We start from the raw sequence: 13,350 nt of genomic DNA, 5'->3' as shown, positions 1-13,350 counted from the left end.
AAACCGGTCCGCTCAACAGACCTCGGTAACAGTTGCGGGACAACACGAAAAGGGCCCGCCGACCTCTCGGTCGACGGGCCCAATGCTCGCAGGAATTCAGTGCGCGAAGAATTCAGTGCGCGAATACCTCGGGTTCGTCTGCTGCGATCTTCTGGATGATGGTCGAGTACGCAAACCACCCCACCTTCTCGGTGCCGACTGCTTCGTAGGTCTGCGCCGCGATCTTCTCGTGCAGGACAACCGGATCACCGGCGGCTCGCGCCGTCAACTCCGCCTGCATCGACCGCTCCATCGACACATACCACCACACTGCGCTCTCCACGGAAGTTCCGACGGTCAGATGACCGTGGTTGGTGAGGATCACGGCCTTGTTCGATCCGAGGGCATCCGCGATGCGAATCCCCTCCTCTTCGTCCAGCGCCACCCCGTGATACTCCTCGTAGATCGAGTGATCCTCGTGAAAGGCGCACGCGTCCTGAGTGATCGGCGTGAGGCGGGTGTGCAGCGAGGAGAACGCCTTACCGTTCAAACCGTGAGCGTGAACAGCTCCGATGACGTCGGGACGAGCCTCGTGAACCTTGCTGTGGATGACAAACGCTGCTCGGTTGAGCGGTCCGTCTCCGGAAATGACCGCGCCGTCCGACGCCACATGCAGCAATTCCTCCGGCTGAACCTGGGAGAAGTGCCGCCCGAACGGCGCAGTCCAGAAAGTCTCCGGATCTTCTGGGTCTCGGGCGGTGATATGTCCCGAGATTCCCTCGTCCAAACCGAATTTCGACAAAATCCGATACCCGCCGATGACAGCGGTCTTGCGACGACGCCGCTCACTCTCGATATCGGTGAACTCGGGCGGTCCCGGAATTCCGGCCTGCTCGGCAATGCTCAGCGGGTGATTCATGCTGCGCTCCTGACTATTTGACGCCGTAACGGGCAAGGTACCGCGAGGACAGAATGCGGAGAATCCGGTCGAAGATGAAGCCCATGATGCCCAGGACGATGATGCCGACGAACGTCCAGTCGATCCGGCCGTAGTTTCGAGCCTGCCAGATCATCGAACCGATACCCTGGTCGGCGGCGACGATCTCCGCCGACACGATGGTGAGGAAGCTGTTGCCCATCGCCAGGCGAGCGCCCGTGACGATGCCGGGGATCGACGACGGCAAGACCACCGTCTTCATGATCTGAAGTTTGTTGGCACCAAGATTTGCCGCTGCCTGCAGTTTGTTCTCGCTGATCGCTACAGTCGCGGCAATCGTGCTGACCGTGACGATGAATACCGAGGTGTAGAAGATCAGAACAACCTTCGACGTCTCACCGATGCCGAACCAGACGACGGCGAGAGTGACAAACGCAATAGGCGGAATGAACCGGAAGAACTCGATGTACGGATCGAGGAGCTGTCGCACGATGGAAATGCGGCCCATCAGAATTCCGACGGGAGCACCGATCACGACACCCAGGAACCAGCCGATGAGAATTCGCTGACCCGATGCGGTGATCGACGACCACAGAACGCCGCTCTCCCACAGTTCCTGTGCCGCCGACCATACTTCGGCCGGTGATGCAATGGTGGTCGGCCCGTACCACCACGCCAGGAACGACCAGATGCCCAAACCGATTGCCGCTGAGGCTGCATACATCAGCGTCGCTTTGACAATCTTGGATCGCCGCGCCGACGAACGCTTTTTTGTCTCCGCCACCTTCGCTGTTCTCACACCGGCTGAACCACCGGTCACTACAGCCGTCACAGCTCGTCCTCCTCAATGCCTTGGTTCCGCAGCGACGCAACCACTTCTGCCCGAATGTCGTCCCGCAGCTTCTCGTAGAGCTCGATCACCTCGGGATCGTTGCGGTCTCGCGGACGAGCCGCATTGACCTCGTAGACGCTCTTGATCCGGGCCCGCGGGCCGGCCGACATCACGATCACACGGTCAGCCAACGTCAGTGCCTCGTCGATATCGTGAGTCACGAATACCACGGTGCAGCGGGTGTGCCGCCAGATACGGTCGAGTTCGGTCTGCAGAACCTGACGAGTCTGAGCGTCCAACGCACCGAACGGCTCGTCCATGAGAACCAACGACGGCTGGTTGGCAAGAACTCGTGCGATCTGAACACGTTGCCGCATACCGCCGGACAGCTGCGAGGGGAACTTCGCACCCGCGTGGGGCAAGCCGACCATCGCGAGGTACTCGGCCGCGATACTCGCCTGCTCGCTGCGGTTCGCTCCACGCATCCTGGGGCCGTAGGCCACGTTCTGGCTCACGGTCATCCATTCGAACAACGCTTCGGAGCTCTGAAACACCATGCCGGCGTGGCGGTTACTGCCGGCGACGACATCTCCGTCGCACACGATCTCGCCGGCGCTGGGTTCAACGAAGCCGGCCATGGACGACAGCAGCGTCGACTTGCCGCAGCCACTCGGACCGAGCAGACAGACGAATTCACCTGGCTGCACGTGCATGTCGATTCCGGCGACGATCTCCGCCGCGCCGAAGCTGATTCCGAGGTCGACCACGTCGATGGCAACACCGGTGTTCTTCTTGCCGGGGCCGGCTGTCCCCGCGCTATTCGTCGAGCTGGTCGTTGAACCACTTGTTGCGATACTCACTGTGCACCATCCTTGTACCAATCCAGAAGCATTGCCGATTCGAGATCCGGCTGGTCGCTGAGAACACCGATCGACTTGTAGAAATCTACGATCGATTGAGCCGACTCGACATCCGCAGCTTCGAGATTCACCACGGCGAAGTCGATCTCGTCCACCGCGGCAATAGTCTGATCCTCGCTGACGTTCACAGCCGCCTTGGTCGCGGACGCTGCCACGCCCGGATCCGACTCGACCTTGCGCGTTGCCTCGTCGAGCACCTTCGCGACGGTTCGCGCTGTCTCTTCGTTGGCCGACAACCACGGAGCCGTCGTGATCGCCCAATGATGATAGAACCAGCCGTAGTCTCCGGTTACTGCCACCACGTGGCCGGTTCCCTGATCCAGGGCGGTGGCCGGCCACGGCTCCCACAGGACAAACCCGTCGATGTCGCCGCGACTGAGCAGTGCGGGCATGTCCGTCGGGGTCGCCGAGATCATCTCGACCGAACCGGGGGCAATGGAATTGGCAGCGAGGTACTTGTCCGTCGAAATCTGGCTGAGACCCGGGACGATGCCCATCTTCTTGATCGCAGCCGGTGAGTCGACACCGTTACGCAGCACGACCTTGATGTAGTCACCCGACGCCTCGTACGAGTACATCGCGCGCAACGACGGATTCTGACGCAACTGGGCGATCGTTGTCGTATCGGAGCTACCGGCGATCTGGACCTGCCCGGTCGAGAGTGCGTCGACGGCCTCGCCACCACGACCGAACTGGACGAGTTCGACGTCCAAACCGGCAGCGTCGAACATGCCTTCCTGATCCGCTACGAAGAACGGAGCGTAGGAAGCATCGATTCCGACTGCGATACGCAGTGGTCCACTTCCGGCAGAATCAGCTGTGCTTTGCGTCGCCGGGCGGCTGCATGCGCCGGTTGCAACGGTCAGCAGCAGCGCAGCCGAAACAAGAGCAGTCCTTCCAAACTTTGACAGCGAGGCCATCTACTCACACCTTTGTTTGTGATCTGTGCCGCAGTTGCGGGTCGTGGAGAGCAAACCTAGCTGTGTGTACCTACACCCGAGAACCAACCGGGTCCACCGTGCGGACCGGGGACAGGAACTTACCTCGGCGAAACACTGCACCTGGAGGAACGTGCGGACCGAAATACTTCGGTAACACGGCCCTCGATCACAATGTCCACCGAATCACAATGTCCACCGAATTGTCTGCGAGCGCAGCGCACTGGCGACATTCTGCGCCGTCATCGAATAGATCGACGCACGCGCTCCGGCGCTGCCGCCGGCGACGTGCGGGCTCAGGAGGGTCGAATCGAATCCACGGAGCGGGCTCGAAATCGGTAGTGGTTCAACGTCGAACACATCGAGGGCAGCGCCGCCGACATGCCTGGAACGCAAGGCACGCGCCAATGCCGCGTCGTCGACGACAGCGCCGCGCGCCACATTGACCACGATCGCTCCGGTGGGCAACTGCGCAACTCGATGGGAATTGATCAGTCCCCGAGTTGATTCCGTAAGCGGGACGGCCAGCACCAGGACATCCGCGAGAGGCAGTAACTCGTCGAGTGGCACAAACGTCGCAGCCACAGTGTCACGCGGTCTCGAACGCGCGGTGACATAGACGTCGCAACCGAAGGCGGCAAACAATTCTGCACACCGGCGGCCGATCGAACCAACACCTACGACGCCGACCCGGCGCTGCGCCAGATCGCGGCAATCGCGCGTCAGGATGGATTCCTGTGGCCATCGACCATCGGTAACCTCGTTGTGCGCCCAGAACATGGAGCGGCACAACACACCTGCCGCGAGCACTGCCCACTCCGCAACCGAGTTCGCGTTTGCACCGGGAGTATTCGCCACCGGAACTCCGGCGGCGCGCCAGGCTTCGGCATCGATGAAATTGGTTCCGGCACCAGGCTGTTGGACGAGGAGCACATTTCGGCCGAGCTCTGCTTCCTCCTTGCCCAGTGGCAGATCACCACTCCAGTCCCCCACCACGACGTCGCATGTCGGCAACTCCGCACGGAGCGCCCCCGTGGTGCGCTCAGGTAATCGAACTACCTCCGCCTCACCCCTGACAGCGTCACGGATTGCGGTACCGAGTCCGTTGTCGGCGTCGGCCGTCAGCAGAAGTACTTTCCTCACGAGAACTCCTTCGCTGTAAGACGATGACTGTACCTTCGAAAACGCGGAAGCCGGCCTCCCAATCGAGAGACCGGCTCCATTACGCAGCAGCATATTTGGCAGGAACTTCTCAGATAGCTGCCTTCGCGCTGGCTGATGCCTTTGCCAAGAACTCGAGGCTCAGCGGGTTGTACTTCGCTGCCTGCTCGTGCTGCGGCCAGTGACCGCACTCCGAGTAGAGTTCGAGCTGAGCGCCCGGAATATCCTCGGCCATCTTCTTCGCTTCCGGAACATCACCGAACGGATTTTCCTGACCCCAGACCACAAGAGTCGGCGCCTTGATGAGTGCCATTCGATCCGGGCGCAGCAGGTTCCGCTGGCGAACCTCCATCTCCTGCAGGGAAAGGAGGTTGTGGATGTTGGCGACAAAGTCAGGCTGATGGTAGATCCGGTGACGAGCCTGAACCAATTCCTCGGTTGCATCGGCGGGATCATGCATGAGCAACTGCATACGTGCGCGGGTCAATTCGATGTCGTCACTCTGGACGGCCTTCGCGGTCGACGTCTTGATGCGCTCCATGACTACCGGGTTCGCGACTGTTCCGCCTGCTGCCAGCAACTGCAGCGACAGAACACGTTCGGGCTGCTCGCTGGCCAGGTAGGCAGCGACCCAACCACCGAGGCTTTCACCCACCAAGTGCACACGGTCCAGTCCGACCGCGTCGAGGTAGTTCACCAAATGCTCGACGTAGCGCGGAATCTCGTACGGGTAGTCAGGCTTGCCGGTGTAACCATGGCCGAGCATGTCGATCGCGTGAACCCGGTAAGACTCGGCGTGCGGTGCAATATTGCGTGCAAATGCCTCGAGGTGTCCGCTGGTGCCGTGCAGGAAGATCACGGCCTCGTCACCGGATCCTGCCTGCAGAGAGCGCGTGGGCACACCGCCGGCGTCGACGGTCGTCAACTCGAAATCGAGCCCGGCAAGTTCGTTCCAGATTGTCATCAGAGAAACTTCCTTTACTGAAGGTGCAGATTATGTTGTTGCGCTGTCTGTTCCAGCTGGATCGAGAATCGTGACACCCATACCGGTGAGCCACTCGGGAATCGCTTCGTAGGCAAGGCGTTCACCCGGAACGTAGTCGAGCATCGCGGCCATCATGAGCCAGGTCCGCAACTCCTGCGCACCGTTGCCCGCCTCGTCTTCGATCTGCTGCGTCGTGAACTCGGCAAGCTCACTTGCCTTGCCGCTGGCAAACAGATCAAGAATTCGGTCATCGAACTCCGGAGTGATCGCGGCATCGGCTGCGCGGATGATCTGGCGTCGCCGGACGTCGTAGTCGGACCAGTTCTCCCGGCCGTCCAGCCAGGCTTGAACCATGAAATCCTCGTCCTCACCGTGCGGATCCCGCCAGTCCGGCCAGGGCAGACGATGAGACAATCCACCGGACGCGATCACCACGACCCGGGTATCCGCCGGATACGACGCAACGGCATCCCGCAGGGCCTTCGCCACTTCCTCACATCGCTTGAACGTCGGGAGGGGCGGCGCGAATACGTTGACCACCAACGGAACTATCGGAACATCGATTCCGTCGAGAAGGTACTGAATCGCGTGAGACTGACCATGATCGATCTGCAATCGCGCCGAGTAGGCAAGATCGAACCGGCCACCTTCGATCAGCTCGTTTGCAAGGTGCCTGGCGAACTCCACGTCGACCCGTTGCGGCCCCTTGGGTGTTCCTGACTCGCCACTGGAAATGCACTCTCCGACGCCGAGAGTGAACGCCGGAATCAGATCCAGCCAGAAACCGCGAAAGTGGTTGGAGCCGAGAATCAAGACAACATCGGGTTTCGACGCCGCGATCTTCTCCCGGCTCAGATACAGCGCGTCCCGGAAGCGTTCGGCCTCCGCCTTGTGCGTCGTCTCTTCCCAATGGGTGTTCATCAAGGTGCTGTGGGAGGCACCGATACCCAGAACTATCTTCGCCATCAGTCGATTCCTACTTCCTCGAGCGAGCGGGTGACGGTGTCGAGGGCCACTCGGATCAGATACTTCGTAAATCTCTCCGCCGCAGCCAGGTCCACAGTGTTCATCCCCATCGCGAAGTCCACCTCGAACGGTGCGTCGACCACCTTGGGCATACCCACCCGAATCGTCGGGATGCCGCGGCTGCGCAGGATGTTTGCGTCAGTGGCTCCACTCGCGTCGAAGAAGTCCTGATGCGGCTCTCCTTCGGCAGCTTCCCACGCCTGGACTGCGGCGCGGCGCAACCACATTCGAGGTTCGGAACCCTCACCGGGGATGGCAAGAACCTGTTCGACGTCGATCTGCAGATCCAGCGATTGTGCGATCTCCGCAACGACGGCTTTGAGTTCGCGCTTGGCCGCGGTGGGCGTCGTCCGCGGGCTGAGCCGTAGATCAACGGTAAGGCGCACCTGCTCGGGGGTGAACGACGCTGTTCGCTCCCACCCGCCGCGGATGTTGGCAACGATCCCCTGAGGCGCAACCAAACCGTCCTGATGCGCCGCCGAGTACTTCGGGAACCATTCCTCCAACTTGGCGACCACCTCGCCGGCTGCGGTAATCGCGTTGCGGTACGGCAACCGGTGGCGCGAGCCGACGTAGGTGTGCAGACCGTGCACCGTGATCTCGAACCAGGCCAGTCCCACTTCTTCCCAGGAAACCGTCCAGCCGGGCTTGGCGATCAACGCGCAGTCCGCCCACACTCCCTGTTCCAGGAGGAACGAGCAGCCGACGCCCTGGCCGGTGTTGCGTCGGGGGTTTCCGACACCGGGGCGGGCATTGGTCGGCATACCACCGGCGCCGAATCCGAGCACCAGGTCACCGCGGAGCGGAATACCGGCTGCGGCAATTGCTTCGGCCGCCGCGACAATGCAGACGGCGTGGCCTTTGGGGTTCGACGCACCCAATCCGATCACGTAGTTTTCGTCGAACTGGGCGTGCGGCGTCAGATCCGCTCGCAGCTCATTTCCCACCCACGGCAGGTCTTCCGCCGGATCGCCGGTCGTGACGGTGTCGATCGGCGCATACAGCAACAGGTCCGGTCCGGACCCGTCACCGCGGAGCCTTCCCCACGAGTTCGCTTGCCGATCATCGAGATCCATTGTGTGGGCCTCGATGCCCGACGCTGCCAGGACCGCCGTGATGTGGCGGGCCAGCGGTGCTTCGTCACCCGTCGGACTGGGAATGTTGACCACCGAAGTGGCGAGATCCCGCAATCGCGCACGATCGACATGGGCGTAGGCTCGCTCGACCCATTCCCGGCGCTCGTCGCCTAGGCCTGCGAGAGCATCGGCCCTCGCAGTGGTCATGGATTGACCTGATGTACCTGAGTATTGCTGCGCTCGCCGGCCAGCTGCCACAGCTTGGGAACTGCCACTGCAACAGCGGCACCGATAGCGACAGCCGTCAGAATCTTGAACATGTATCTCTCCTATTCGCTGGTGCCGGTGGGAATCTGAGCGTCGGCGACAGGGGCCGAGCGGGGCGTTGGCGTCCGGCGCTCTCGGGTGGGCCTGACCGGCGCCTTGGGGGTGTGCTTGGCCGCGTCGGCGATCTTCTCGGCGTACTCTTCCTCTGCGAGATTTCGCCACGTCGTCAGCGACACGTCCGGTCGGTACAGCTTCTCCGGCGGTGCGTCGGTGACCTCGACCATCCACGCATCCTGACCCGAGAACTGACCGTGGAACAGCCAGCGGATCGCGCCGAGGTACTTGGCGTAGAAGCCCAATTTTGCTGCGCCGGAGACGAAGTTGACCATGAGGCCGACGTACTTGTGGTTGTCTTCGTCCACCGGGACGTAGAACTCGTAGTGAATGAACTTGGGGTACGCGATGCGCAGGACACCCGGCATGGACAGTGAAGCAAAACCGGGGAAGTTCTGAGCTGCGATCACAGGATTGACGTCCAGACCGGCGCCGACGTTTCCGATCTGCGAAATCTGGGTCTCGTCCGGCTTCTTCTTCCACCACCGCTTGTTCGTCCAGGTTCCCACGCCCGGGAATTCCGCCTCCCAGTACACCTCTTCCTGCACGCGGTAGATCCAGCGTCCCTCCGGAACGATGCTCGTGATGTTCCACGTCGGCATCGGCTTGAACAGACGCCACAATGCGGTGCGGTGCAGGTACTTCGCATGTCCCTCGTCGAAACCGTTCTCACATGCGAAGCGCCAGTTGCCTTCTCGGGGCTGAATCCGACCACCGACGATACCCTTGTTCTCCACCAGCTCACGCGGCAACTGGTCGTCGATGGACGGCGCCGGCTCGTTGGCGATCGGGATGTACACCCACACCAGACCGAGTCGCTCCTCGATCGCATAGGTCTGGACGTTCAGCTTGCCGCAGATCTTGGAATCCGGACCGTCGGTGATGACCGCGGCCAGCTTGCCGTCAGTGAGCCGGTACGTCCAGCCGTGGTACGGGCAGCTGACAGTTCCCGGGAACTGCTGATCGCCCTCGGACAACGGAACGCCGCGGTGCGGGCACCGATCGTGCAGGGCATATGCCTTGCCTGCGTCGCGGATGATCGCCAGCTTTTCACCACAGATGGTGAAGCTCTTGGGGTCTTTGGTGATGTGGTTCGACCACGTGACCGGGTACCAGTAACCGCGGTATCCGCTGCCGGCTGCGTTGTAACCCGGCCATGCCGTCCAATCCTGCCGACCGGCCGCTCGTGGCCGCTCGGGCAGCGCGAACGTGGCTTCCGACGCCTCGACACCAGTCATGTGAAGTCCTCTCGACACTGAACGTTTGAATGAAACAGATCTTGGGTGAGATTGCGGTCTACGCCAATGGATTCGGTTCGCTCAGCAGACCCGGACCACCACAGCGGTTCCGACGGCACACAGCACGCCATTGTCCGAATGCTCCCGCAATACCAAAGTTAGTTGGTCACTGTCGATTTGGGACACTTCACCCGACACCTCGAGTGTGGTTCCGACGGGCGCGGGCGCACGATTCTGCCAGGAGACGGACACAACTCCTTCGTATCCACCGGCAAAGTGTGACGCGGCACGAAAGAACAGCGTGCCCTGCAACTGGGCCATGACCACCGGTGCGGACAACCCCTCCGTCTGCGCATATGAGGCGTCGTAGTGAATACGGTGCGAATTGTGCGTCGACGCCCCGAATCGAAGGATCCGAACCGGATCGCAGACCAAGGTCACCGATTCGATCGGCGTGCCCACGACTACTGTTTCGGTCATCGGACGATGAACTTCTCGACGACCTCGGCGAATGCGCCGGACTGCGCACCCCGGTAAGTCTTGGTGACCGAGAGCAGCAGAAACTCGTCCGGAGTCCGGCCCTTGGTCGTCACGGTATCGAGTACTCGCCCTACGACGACAGCCTCACCCAGCGGGGCCGGTCGCAAGAAAGTCACACTCTGCCCGCCGGCCATCAAGCGCACGTCGATACCGTCTGTGCCCGGCACTTCGTCACGGAACATGCCGTCTGCTCGGTACTCTCGATCGGAGCCACCTTGCGGTCCTCGCAAAAGCGAAGGCAGATACATCGGATGGACGGCAAATGCCGGGTGCTCCGGGTCGAGAAACCGGGGGTCCGTCTCGGCGGTGGCAACCGCAAACGCAACCGACTCCGCCGGACGCACCGTTCCCAACTCTCGCGTTTCCCGCGTACCGATCATCGCCTCCGCGCGATCACGCGCGTGCTCGAGTTCTGTTCTCATGCCAGCACGCTAGGCATTCGGAAGTCTCACAGCCACGAACCGGGTTCGCCTGCCGGACCGCGATACTTCCCATACCGCTCACCTCGAGGTCAGGTATAGCCATGGCTGATCAACCGAAGAGCTTGTACGCCAAAGCAGATGGCGTCACATTCCATTACTACGACCTCGGCGAGGGCGACCCCACGATTTTCCTGCACGGAGGCGGCCCCGGCTGCACTGCGTGGTCCGACTTCGGGCCAGTGGCACCGCTCTTCGCCTCGGATCGACGAGCGATTCTCGTTGATCTGCTGCAATACGGTCGGTCCGACAAGTGCACCATCGCCGGCCCAATGTGGGACTTCCACGCCGCCAAGGTGGTTGCCCTGCTCGACGAACTCGGAATCGAACGCGCAGACTTCGTCTGCAACTCGTGGGGCGGCACCATAGCGCTCAATCTTGCGGCAAAGTACCCGGAACGCGTTCGCTCCCTGGTGATCACGGGCAGCATGCCCGTCTTCTACGGTCCACTCGCGCCGCTCCCCGAGGATGGCCGTCGTGGCCGCAACGCCCGCGACGTCTACTACGGCGGCACCGGCCCCACCCTCGAAAAACTCCGCACCTTGATCACCAGTCTCGAATGGTTCGACGGATCGAAGTTGCCCGCCGAAACTCTCCAGATGCGATACGAGCAAAGTCTCGACCCCGAAGAAATGGCCCTGGCTGCCTCGGCGGACTCACCTCGTGGCGATTGGCAGGATCTCACAGCTGAACTCGGCCAGATCCAGGCGCCGACGCTCTTCGCCTGGGGCATGCACGACGCATTCCTCACCCCGGACTACCCGCTCATGCTTGCGCGGATGATTCCCCATGGCCATCTCTACATCATGGACAAGGCGTCGCATCATCTTCAGGAAGAACGACCATACGACTACTACAGTGTAGTTTCGGGTTTCCTTGACCAACAGCACAACTGAACGAACGGTGATCGCCCCGAGGGGCGGTGCACGGATCCGATTGGTACTGCTTCTCGGAATTCTCACCGCCCTCGGGCCGTTCACCGTCGACATGTATCTTCCTGCGCTGCCACAGATCACGCAGGAATTCGGTACGTCGGACACGATGGTTCAGCTGACCCTGACGGGCACACTGCTGGGTCTGGCTTTCGGCCAGTTGCTCATCGGCCCACTGTCCGACATCTACGGACGTCGACGTCCCCTGCTCGTGGGCACAGTAATTCACGTCGGCGCGTCGTTGGCCTGCTTCTTTGCTCCGTCCATCGAAGTCCTCACTGCGCTGCGAACCCTTCAAGGTTTCGGCGCCGCCGCGACAGGCGTGATCGCGATGGCAATCGTTCGTGATCTATTCACCGGACACGATGCGGCAGTTGTACTTTCGCGGCTGATGTTGGTCATGGGCGTAGCGCCCATCCTGGCCCCCTCCATCGGCGGGGCACTGATGTCCGTAACACATTGGCGCGGAGTCTTTCTCGCTCTCTTCATCCTGGGCATCGCGATGATCGCACTCGCGGCAGTATCGCTGCCGGAAACACTTCCACCCGAGAATCGGTCGGGCAAGGGCATCGGCGCCATCGCGCGAAACTACATTGCGCTCGGCAAGGATGCCCACTTCATGGTGTTGGTGCTCGTGTGCGGTCTCGGCCGCGGCGTTTTGTGGTCGTACATCGCCGCGTCGTCCTACGTGATGCAGGAACAGTTCGGACTGAGCGCCACCGCATACGGATTTGCCTTTGCCGGCGGCGCCGTCGTTCTGATCGGTTCGTCCCAGCTCAACGTCGTGCTTCTCGGCCGGTGGTCGCCGAATTCCATCACGATCTGGGCAATGTGGGGCAGTAGTGCCGTCGGCGCTGCATTTGTTGTTGTTGCCGCCACCGACTCGTGGGGATTCGTCGGGTTTGCCGTCCCCATCCTGCTGATGCTCTGCGCAACGGGTTTTGTCATGCCCAACGCACCGGCGGTTGCACTGTCCCGTCACGGAGAAGCCGCAGGCTCAGCAGCCGCGCTGATCGGATTTGCGCAGTTCGGCGCTGCCGCTGTGGTTGCGCCCATCGTCGGCCTTCTCGGCAACACCAGTCTTGCCGTGGCCATCTCCATGACCGGGGCTTCGGTTCTCGGCGTGATCGCGCTGCTCTGCGTGCGTCGATAAAACGGTTATGCCGAGCGTTCGAGAACCGATACCTTCCGGCTGATCCCTTCGGCCGCCGCGCGCAACGGTTCGGCAAAACGCTCGGTGTCCATTCGATACCGCGGACTCGACACACCGATCGCGGCAACTGCTTCACCAAGTCCACCGAAGATCGGGGCAGCGATACTCGATGTTCCCAGGCGAACCTCTTCGGTCTCGACCGCCAACTGCTGCGAACGAACAGCGTCGAGTTGCCTACGTAACCCGTCTTCCGAGTTCACCGTCCGATCGGTGAACTCGACAAATCCGTTGCCTGTCACCGCTCGAAAAACGGAATCCGGTGAGTACGCGAGTATCGCTTTGCCGGTTGCCGTGGCATACATCGGCAGCCGGCCAGCCACCCGCGACGGCAGGTCCACCCCGTGATGACCGGAGATCTTGTCGATGTACAGAACATCGAGGCCGTCGCGAATCGCGAGGTGAACCGTCTCCCGGGTCGCCGCGTGAAGATCCTGCACATACGTCAAGGACACCTCGCGCAGAATACGTTGACGAGGAACCAACTGCCCCAGTTCGAAGAGCCGTAACCCCAACCTGTACTTGGTTCCGACCCGTTCCAGTAGACCAAGAGACACCAGTTCACCGGCTATTCGATGCACCGTCGCCTTCGCAACACCACTCCGATTCGCAAGTTCGGTCAGCGACAGCGCACCCGAATCCGCATCGAAGGAATCGAGTATCAGGCGCGCTTTCCCCAGCAACGAATGCATCGCCGAGCGCCTCCAGTACACAGA

Annotated in this window: 14 protein-coding genes; 2 read left to right on the top strand and 12 right to left on the bottom strand. The window is 61.6% G+C overall.

Annotation, left to right across the window (positions count from 1 at the left end; all coding sequences use genetic code 11):
* Positions 1–112 precede the first annotated feature (112 nt).
* From ACBG85_RS01875 to ACBG85_RS01825, 11 genes are all read right to left on the bottom strand, one after another.
* Complete coding sequence (locus ACBG85_RS01875; RefSeq protein WP_054188628.1) at positions 113–898, bottom strand: class II aldolase/adducin family protein; 786 nt, start codon at positions 896–898, stop codon at positions 113–115.
* A 13-nt stretch (positions 899–911) separates the two neighbouring features.
* Positions 912–1,748 carry an ABC transporter permease gene (locus ACBG85_RS01870; protein WP_019746502.1) on the bottom strand — a complete coding sequence of 279 codons (837 nt, stop codon included), beginning with the start codon at positions 1,746–1,748 and terminating at the stop codon, positions 912–914.
* The gene (locus ACBG85_RS01865) at positions 1,745–2,608 is read right to left on the bottom strand and encodes an ABC transporter ATP-binding protein (protein WP_007731623.1); all 864 of its coding nucleotides are present in this window, start codon (positions 2,606–2,608) and stop codon (positions 1,745–1,747) included. Before ACBG85_RS01865 ends, ACBG85_RS01870 begins: the two co-directional genes overlap by 4 nt.
* On the bottom strand, positions 2,605–3,588 hold the full coding sequence (locus ACBG85_RS01860) for an ABC transporter substrate-binding protein (protein WP_007731624.1): 984 nt from the start codon (positions 3,586–3,588) through the stop codon (positions 2,605–2,607). Before ACBG85_RS01860 ends, ACBG85_RS01865 begins: the two co-directional genes overlap by 4 nt.
* A gap of 204 nt (positions 3,589–3,792) precedes the next feature.
* Complete coding sequence (locus ACBG85_RS01855; RefSeq protein WP_372025973.1) at positions 3,793–4,749, bottom strand: NAD(P)-dependent oxidoreductase; 957 nt, start codon at positions 4,747–4,749, stop codon at positions 3,793–3,795.
* Positions 4,750–4,858: 109 nt separating this feature from the next.
* Complete coding sequence (locus tag ACBG85_RS01850; RefSeq protein ID WP_019746500.1) at positions 4,859–5,731, bottom strand: alpha/beta fold hydrolase; 873 nt, start codon at positions 5,729–5,731, stop codon at positions 4,859–4,861.
* A gap of 30 nt (positions 5,732–5,761) precedes the next feature.
* On the bottom strand, positions 5,762–6,718 hold the full coding sequence (locus tag ACBG85_RS01845; RefSeq protein ID WP_007731630.1) for a 3-(2,3-dihydroxyphenyl)propionate dioxygenase: 957 nt from the start codon (positions 6,716–6,718) through the stop codon (positions 5,762–5,764).
* Entirely contained in the window at positions 6,718–8,061 is a 1,344-nt protein-coding gene (locus ACBG85_RS01840; protein ID WP_372025971.1) for a M20 family metallopeptidase, read from the bottom strand. Before ACBG85_RS01840 ends, ACBG85_RS01845 begins: the two co-directional genes overlap by 1 nt.
* A gap of 122 nt (positions 8,062–8,183) precedes the next feature.
* The gene (locus ACBG85_RS01835) at positions 8,184–9,473 is read right to left on the bottom strand and encodes a Rieske 2Fe-2S domain-containing protein (protein WP_007731634.1); all 1,290 of its coding nucleotides are present in this window, start codon (positions 9,471–9,473) and stop codon (positions 8,184–8,186) included.
* An 81-nt stretch (positions 9,474–9,554) separates the two neighbouring features.
* The gene (locus ACBG85_RS01830; RefSeq protein WP_372025968.1) at positions 9,555–9,953 is read right to left on the bottom strand and encodes an acyl dehydratase; all 399 of its coding nucleotides are present in this window, start codon (positions 9,951–9,953) and stop codon (positions 9,555–9,557) included.
* Complete coding sequence (locus ACBG85_RS01825; RefSeq protein WP_372025965.1) at positions 9,950–10,435, bottom strand: MaoC family dehydratase N-terminal domain-containing protein; 486 nt, start codon at positions 10,433–10,435, stop codon at positions 9,950–9,952. Before ACBG85_RS01825 ends, ACBG85_RS01830 begins: the two co-directional genes overlap by 4 nt.
* 101 nt (positions 10,436–10,536) lie before the next feature.
* Between ACBG85_RS01825 and ACBG85_RS01820 the strand changes: the two genes are divergently transcribed.
* Together ACBG85_RS01820 and ACBG85_RS01815 are read left to right on the top strand one after the other, a co-directional pair.
* Positions 10,537–11,388 carry an alpha/beta fold hydrolase gene (locus tag ACBG85_RS01820; protein WP_007731641.1) on the top strand — a complete coding sequence of 284 codons (852 nt, stop codon included), beginning with the start codon at positions 10,537–10,539 and terminating at the stop codon, positions 11,386–11,388.
* Between the two features lie 7 nt (positions 11,389–11,395).
* Positions 11,396–12,577, top strand: coding sequence for a multidrug effflux MFS transporter (locus ACBG85_RS01815; protein WP_083059280.1), 1,182 nt, complete (start codon positions 11,396–11,398; stop codon positions 12,575–12,577).
* A 5-nt stretch (positions 12,578–12,582) separates the two neighbouring features.
* Here the strand turns inward: ACBG85_RS01815 and ACBG85_RS01810 are convergent, their stop codons facing one another.
* Entirely contained in the window at positions 12,583–13,326 is a 744-nt protein-coding gene (locus tag ACBG85_RS01810) for an IclR family transcriptional regulator (protein WP_007731643.1), read from the bottom strand.
* Between the last annotated feature and the right edge of the window lie 24 nt (positions 13,327–13,350).

Origin of the sequence: Rhodococcus sp. NyZ502, from assembly GCF_041464245.1 — a bacterium.
In the GTDB taxonomy this organism is placed as follows: domain Bacteria; phylum Actinomycetota; class Actinomycetes; order Mycobacteriales; family Mycobacteriaceae; genus Rhodococcus_F; species Rhodococcus_F qingshengii.
This window is presented reverse-complemented; position numbering and strand designations above follow the sequence as displayed.

Excerpts from the sequence above, each read along its gene's own strand:
- ACBG85_RS01875 (WP_054188628.1), bottom strand. The coding sequence starts at position 898 with ATGAATCACCCGCTGAGCATTGCCGAGCAGGCCGGAATTCCGGGACCG.
- ACBG85_RS01860 (WP_007731624.1), bottom strand. The coding sequence starts at position 3,588 with ATGGCCTCGCTGTCAAAGTTTGGAAGGACTGCTCTTGTTTCGGCTGCG.
- ACBG85_RS01850 (WP_019746500.1), bottom strand. The coding sequence starts at position 5,731 with ATGACAATCTGGAACGAACTTGCCGGGCTCGATTTCGAGTTGACGACC.
- ACBG85_RS01845 (WP_007731630.1), bottom strand. The coding sequence starts at position 6,718 with ATGGCGAAGATAGTTCTGGGTATCGGTGCCTCCCACAGCACCTTGATG.
- ACBG85_RS01840 (WP_372025971.1), bottom strand. The coding sequence starts at position 8,061 with ATGACCACTGCGAGGGCCGATGCTCTCGCAGGCCTAGGCGACGAGCGC.
- ACBG85_RS01835 (WP_007731634.1), bottom strand. The coding sequence starts at position 9,473 with ATGACTGGTGTCGAGGCGTCGGAAGCCACGTTCGCGCTGCCCGAGCGG.
- ACBG85_RS01830 (WP_372025968.1), bottom strand. The coding sequence starts at position 9,953 with ATGACCGAAACAGTAGTCGTGGGCACGCCGATCGAATCGGTGACCTTG.
- ACBG85_RS01825 (WP_372025965.1), bottom strand. The coding sequence starts at position 10,435 with ATGAGAACAGAACTCGAGCACGCGCGTGATCGCGCGGAGGCGATGATC.
- ACBG85_RS01820 (WP_007731641.1), top strand. The coding sequence starts at position 10,537 with ATGGCTGATCAACCGAAGAGCTTGTACGCCAAAGCAGATGGCGTCACA.
- ACBG85_RS01810 (WP_007731643.1), bottom strand. The coding sequence starts at position 13,326 with ATGCATTCGTTGCTGGGGAAAGCGCGCCTGATACTCGATTCCTTCGAT.